Source organism: Methanospirillum sp. (assembly GCF_035406105.1).
Taxonomy (GTDB): domain Archaea; phylum Halobacteriota; class Methanomicrobia; order Methanomicrobiales; family Methanospirillaceae; genus Methanospirillum.
Genome location: NZ_DAONKG010000176.1, coordinates 1 through 5,249, shown reverse-complemented (window position 1 = coordinate 5,249; position 5,249 = coordinate 1). Strand labels below are relative to the sequence as shown.

The 5,249-nt window shown below is 46.8% G+C and carries 6 protein-coding genes and 1 pseudogene; 4 read left to right on the top strand and 3 right to left on the bottom strand.

The window, feature by feature from the left end; genetic code table 11:
* The coding region (locus PLA23_RS10230; RefSeq protein ID WP_324475115.1) for an NrpR regulatory domain-containing protein at nucleotides 1-157 on the bottom strand (157 nt) is incomplete at its 3' end.
* A gap of 62 nt (nucleotides 158-219) precedes the next feature.
* On the opposite strand from PLA23_RS10230, the gene PLA23_RS10225 reads away from it, so the two are divergent.
* Complete coding sequence (locus PLA23_RS10225) at nucleotides 220-1,164, top strand: hypothetical protein (RefSeq protein ID WP_324331164.1); 945 nt, start codon at nucleotides 220-222, stop codon at nucleotides 1,162-1,164.
* On the opposite strand, the gene PLA23_RS10220 is transcribed toward PLA23_RS10225, so the two are convergent.
* Entirely contained in the window at nucleotides 1,161-1,649 is a 489-nt protein-coding gene (locus PLA23_RS10220; protein ID WP_324475114.1) for a peroxiredoxin, read from the bottom strand. The genes PLA23_RS10225 and PLA23_RS10220 overlap by 4 nt on opposite strands.
* 97 nt (nucleotides 1,650-1,746) lie before the next feature.
* Here PLA23_RS10220 and PLA23_RS10215 point away from each other — a divergent pair, with 97 nt between their 5' ends.
* Nucleotides 1,747-3,447 carry a CHASE4 domain-containing protein gene (locus PLA23_RS10215; RefSeq protein WP_324475113.1) on the top strand — a complete coding sequence of 567 codons (1,701 nt, stop codon included), beginning with the start codon at nucleotides 1,747-1,749 and terminating at the stop codon, nucleotides 3,445-3,447.
* On the top strand, nucleotides 3,447-3,926 hold the full coding sequence (locus tag PLA23_RS10210) for a 23S rRNA (pseudouridine(1915)-N(3))-methyltransferase RlmH (RefSeq protein WP_324331631.1): 480 nt from the start codon (nucleotides 3,447-3,449) through the stop codon (nucleotides 3,924-3,926). The genes PLA23_RS10215 and PLA23_RS10210 overlap by 1 nt, the downstream gene beginning before the upstream one ends.
* A 24-nt stretch (nucleotides 3,927-3,950) precedes the next feature.
* Here PLA23_RS10210 and PLA23_RS10205 read toward each other — a convergent pair whose 3' ends face one another.
* On the bottom strand, nucleotides 3,951-4,604 hold the full coding sequence (locus tag PLA23_RS10205; protein ID WP_324331629.1) for a transglutaminase-like domain-containing protein: 654 nt from the start codon (nucleotides 4,602-4,604) through the stop codon (nucleotides 3,951-3,953).
* Nucleotides 4,605-4,686: 82 nt separating this feature from the next.
* Here PLA23_RS10205 and PLA23_RS10200 point away from each other — a divergent pair.
* Nucleotides 4,687-5,249 (top strand): annotated as a pseudogene (locus PLA23_RS10200) (hypothetical protein); the annotation flags it as partial.

Genomic DNA, 5,249 nt, shown 5'->3' with positions numbered 1-5,249 from the left:
ATGTTGCGCGAAATACTGATACGGCATACTCAAGGTCTTCCACACGCACGAGTGAGAGATTATACACAACAGTTCCGGTTCCCTGATCAGGGTCGAACGTGACCTGCATAGCAAAATCCTCAATCTGGTGGCTGACAAACCTGAGGAAATCACTCATGACTCATTGTACGAGCCCGGAGATAGAAAAATATTCTTTTTTTGGACGGTAAACAGTACGGTATGGAGCAGAGAACCAGGGAAAAGGCATCACGGGCAGTTTCAGATATCCTAAAGGCGGCGGGATTTGACGTCCATAATGCACCAGCGCCCCTGGATCTGTCTGCAATCCGGAAGAACACCTATCTTCTGGTCATGTGTTCTGATGATCCTGACGAGGCTCTCTCGTACTCTGATACGGAGTATACCATACGTGACGGACAGGAGGAGAAAGTCTGTGAGAAGCTGCTGGTGACCTTTAATCCATCTATTACGGCGGATAACTGCATCGTCTGGTATCCTGAGGAGTTTGCCCTGTATGCAGGTGAAGCAGTCCTTGCCAGGGTTCTTGGGAAGACTCTTGTTCTTCCTCTCGATGGCTGCGAGGATCCTGGCTCTTACAAAGCGCGAAGTCATCATGAGAGTGAGGGGGCTGTGAGGATACCTCATCTGCCGGTCCGAATCCATCGTGACGAAGCGGAGGAGAAGGCCGGTATACCAGGTGTTGCAACGCTTCGTTTTCTGCCGTACTGGATGTTCCGCTATACCTGCAAAGGAAGTGCAGGATATAGGGATCAGAATATCCAGTTTGACGGGACCGGCTCTGGGGCAATGAATGCGATTAATGGCGCGCTTACCGATATAGATTCGGATACCATAACAAGAAGAGAGATACCGGACGGAAGTGAGATCACCAAACCCTCCATATCCCGTGCAGAAGCTGAAGAGAAGATTATCAGCCATCTGATCCGATCCATGACAAAGCGGGTCAGGATCAGACAGGTGAGAGGAGATGCGATCTTTTACGAAGAGAAAAACCTGGCTCCAGAACCGGAGAATATATCCCTGGAACTACGTGAGCTCTATATCCCGGTCTGGCATATTAAAGGAAAAAAGATCGTGGAGATAAATGCCTACACCGGACAGCGTCTGGTTGAACCACTTGATGACGGGGTTGAGGTCTTTTAATCCGATCGTTCCATCAATGCACGGTATTTGGCGGTCACCTCTTCCACATGACCCTTCACCTTTACTTTTCTCCAGACAGCGCGGATAATGCCTTCCGGATCAATAAGGAACGTTGATCGCTCAACACCCATGTACTCCTTCCCGTACATCTTTTTCAAAATCCATGCTCCGTATGCCTCGATGACTTCATGATTCACATCCGAGAGCAGCGTAAATTTCAGGCCATGTTTTTCGATAAATTTCCGGTGACTTTCCGGGGTGTCAGGACTGACTCCGATAACCGGAACTCCAAGGTCAGATAATTCCTCATAAACCGCAGAAAACGCCAGCGCTTCAGCAGTACATGCAGATGTGTTATCCTTTGGATAGAAATAGAGGATGAACCATGAACCTCGGTATGATGATGCATGATGGATTGTCCCGGTATGATCAGGGAGTGAAAAATCTGGAGCACGATCCCCTGGCATAAGACCTTTGTTTGTCATATATTCATCTCATTATTCGGGTTGATCCAGCATACCATTAACCGATCAAAACGTCAACATACATATACCATTTTGCTCGCTTTGGAGAATGCCCTTCATGCGTCAGTCAGTATTTCATCACCTGATCGTTGCAACTGTCATCTTTACCATCCTGCTGATCTCAGGCGTGTTACTGGCATCCCATATGGCCGTCATGCAGGGAATTACTGATGCAGAACGGGCGACTGCACCGGAAGTTGCCCAAAAGGTCATTCAGATTCTGGATATGGAAAAGAAGAGCCTGGCGATATTTACTCATGACTGGGGAGTCTGGGACGATACCTACCGGTTTGTTCAGGATGGGAATGAACAATATATACAGTCAAATTTACAGGAGAGTACATTCTCATCATCACAGCTCAATCTTGTCGTTTATATGAACGCAACCGGGGGCATCGTATACCAAAGAGGATATGATTACCGAAATCAGACTGACCTTCCAATCCCTGATGATGTGTATCCCTCTCTTTTCAAGTATAACCTTCTTGAAAATCAGGATCAAAACGCTCCGAAGACCGGTATCATCCCGCTTTGGTCAGGACCTCTTCTTATCTCGGTGCAGGGTATCTATCGGAGTGATGGATCAGGTCCGCAGGCAGGCTTTCTTATCTTTGGAAGGTACCTTGATGCGGATCGGATTCGAGAGATATCTGAAATATCGGTATTTCCATTTCATATTACCGGTGCCTATTCTGACAGAGGCATTTATGTCGGGGACTCTTCGCTCCCGTATGCATATTTAGATCCGTCTGGTCAGTCGTTTGTCATATACAGTGCAATATCAGATATATTGGATAACCCTGCATATCTGGTCAGGACTGAGATCCCGTTTCGGACTCCCTATACTTCTTCACTTATTCTTTCACTCATTGTAACAACCGCTCTCATATGTTGTCTTTTTCTCTCTGCGCTCATTCTGTACTATCGTCGGTACTTCCTGAGGCATCTTGAAGGTATTACCCGGATCCTTGTTACAAAACAGGATCCAAATCACTGTGACACCCTCCTTTCACGTGCTCCGGCAGAACTTACCACCCTTGCACAGGCCGTTGATAAGACCGCCTCAACTCTTCGCAGGCATCAGGATGAACTTGCCCGGACACAGGAAGAACTTGCAGAAGCTGAAGAACGAATAAGGATCCTGTTTGAGCATGCACAGGATGCAATCTGTGTTATTGATGACACCATCATTGTTGACTGTAATCAGGTATTTTCCGGGATTTTTCAAAAGGATCGCGGGGCCATCATCGGGCAGGATATCCATCGTCTTGCAGCAGATCTTGACGCACGGTATTCTGCCTCATTTCATGGCTTTATCCAGCATATTATCTCTCATCCTGCCGGTTCGGTCACCAGGTTTGAGTGGTCTTTTCCTGATAGTAGAAAAAGCAATGCTGATCAGATTGTGTTTGACATCATCATCCGTGATATCACATTTCATGAAAAATGTCTTCTCTTCATTATTGCCCGTGATATTACCCGTCAGGTAGAATTTCAGCATAACCAGGAGAGACTGCTTGAGCGGCTTGAATTAAACCTCGTTCAGATGGGTGCATTAAATGATCAGATACGAAACCCGCTGACCATCATATCAACGCTCGTCGATGAAGGTGAATGCGCGGAAAAAGACCGGATAATGTATGAGATAGAGAGAATAGACCGGCTCATTGATCGGATTGATGACGGGTTTATTGCATCTGAAAAGGTGTGGAAGTATCTTCACAAAAAAAGGGATAGTATTGAGGACCTTGATTCCTGATGGTACGGATAAAAGTCAGGGCTATCGGACGGGTGAAAGAGCCGTTTATTCGTGATGCGATCGCCGACTATGCAAAACGGATCAGCCAGTACTGTCAGATTGAGTGCATTGAGTTTCCTGAAGCACCTGTTCCTGATGATCATCCTTCAACCATAGAAAAAGCGTGTGCATCTGAAGGTAAGAGGCTGTGCTCTGGTATTGGCGCACAGGAGTATGTAATTGTCCTGGATCGGATGGGAAGACCGGTATCAAGTGAGGGATTTGCCGGGATAATAAAACGGTTGGAGGTTGAAGGCCCATATCAGGTCGTCTTTATTATTGGCGGACCATATGGGTTGTCTGATGAATGTACCATGAGGGCTGATATGATTCTGTCATGCTCTGCCATGACATTTCCGCATCAGCTTGTGCGACTTATACTTTATGAGCAGATATATCGCGCTTTCTCCATTATCCGGGGACAGCCCTATCACCGGTGATGGGTGATTGAATAGGGTATCATATCAGGTGGAGCAGGTTGATCTGGTTCCCTGTTGTCTGACCTCTGGTATGGGGGGATATCTGATATTTCCGGATTTTTTTATAAAATCCAAAGCATTTGATGAGAGTTCAATAAGATGTGTAATATCCTGCCAGGGTTCAGGGTAGACATGCTGATCCAGCCATTCCCCGTCATGGGTGGGTTCATATGCAATCTTTTCCATCTCAAGTGAGAAATCTGCATCGATACCCGGTTTATTACCCCGTGGATCGAGCCGTATCCATTTGTCAAGTTGTTCAAGGTATACTGCGGTAAGGCCATGGAGCACCCAGCTCCCGTCTTCACGACGCACCCGCTGGTAACAAAGACCGGCAGGAATCCCAAGCGCCCTGCATAATGCAACAAACAGATGGGACTTTCCAAAACAGAGCCCATGCCCGGCGGTAAGAACATCGGGGGCATTCCACATCAGGTCAGCATAACCGGCATCACCTGAATGAGCGATTGAATCCCTGACCCATGTATAGAGTGTTCTGGACCGTTCGATATCATCAGATCCCGTGTTGGTTATTGTCCGTGCCAATGTCCGTATCTCTGCATGTGTGCAGTTAATCACCCTGGAGCACGAGAGGAAAGGAGTGATAGATGCGGGCGGAATGATTGGGGGGAGGTGCATCTTCTTTCACCAACGAGATAATCTCAAAGGCGGATCCCTTCAATATTTCGATCTGAATATCTTCAGAATCCAGGAAATCTTTTTGTCAGATTCAGACGATCAGACTATTTCATCCTTTGAATACATATCAGATACCGGGATGGTATATGTATCCATGAGCACCCTGAAATCTCCAATCCGTACCGATTTGTATGAACTGACAATGATGTATGTCTGGTTTTTGTCAGGTACAGTAAATGTCCGGTCCTGCTTTGATCTTTTTTTCAGAACCTGTCCATTTCATGGTGAATATATTGTTACGGCTGGAATAGACGATGCGCTCTTATTTCTTCAGGATGCACGGTTCTCACCAGAAGATATCGCATATATCCGCTCATTAGGTCTTTTTCATGATGCATTCCTGTCATGGCTCTCTGAATGGCGATTTGACGGATCGGTCTATGCAGTACCTGAAGGAGCAGTTGTTTTTCCTGGCGAACCGGTGCTCAGGGTACATGGTCCCATTGGTTCATGCCAGCTGGTTGAAACAGCTCTTTTAAATCTTGTTAACTTTCCGTCCCTTATCGCAACAAAAGCGTCCAGGATTTGTATGGTTGCAGGATTTGACTCGGTCATGGAGTTTGGAGCCCGAAGAGCACAGGGGCC

Bases quoted from the DNA above. Each gene is read 5' to 3' on its own strand.
- PLA23_RS10225 (WP_324331164.1), top strand. From the start codon at position 220: ATGGAGCAGAGAACCAGGGAAAAGGCATCACGGGCAGTTTCAGATATC.
- PLA23_RS10220 (WP_324475114.1), bottom strand. From the start codon at position 1,649: ATGACAAACAAAGGTCTTATGCCAGGGGATCGTGCTCCAGATTTTTCA.
- PLA23_RS10215 (WP_324475113.1), top strand. From the start codon at position 1,747: ATGCGTCAGTCAGTATTTCATCACCTGATCGTTGCAACTGTCATCTTT.
- PLA23_RS10210 (WP_324331631.1), top strand. From the start codon at position 3,447: ATGGTACGGATAAAAGTCAGGGCTATCGGACGGGTGAAAGAGCCGTTT.
- PLA23_RS10205 (WP_324331629.1), bottom strand. From the start codon at position 4,604: ATGCACCTCCCCCCAATCATTCCGCCCGCATCTATCACTCCTTTCCTC.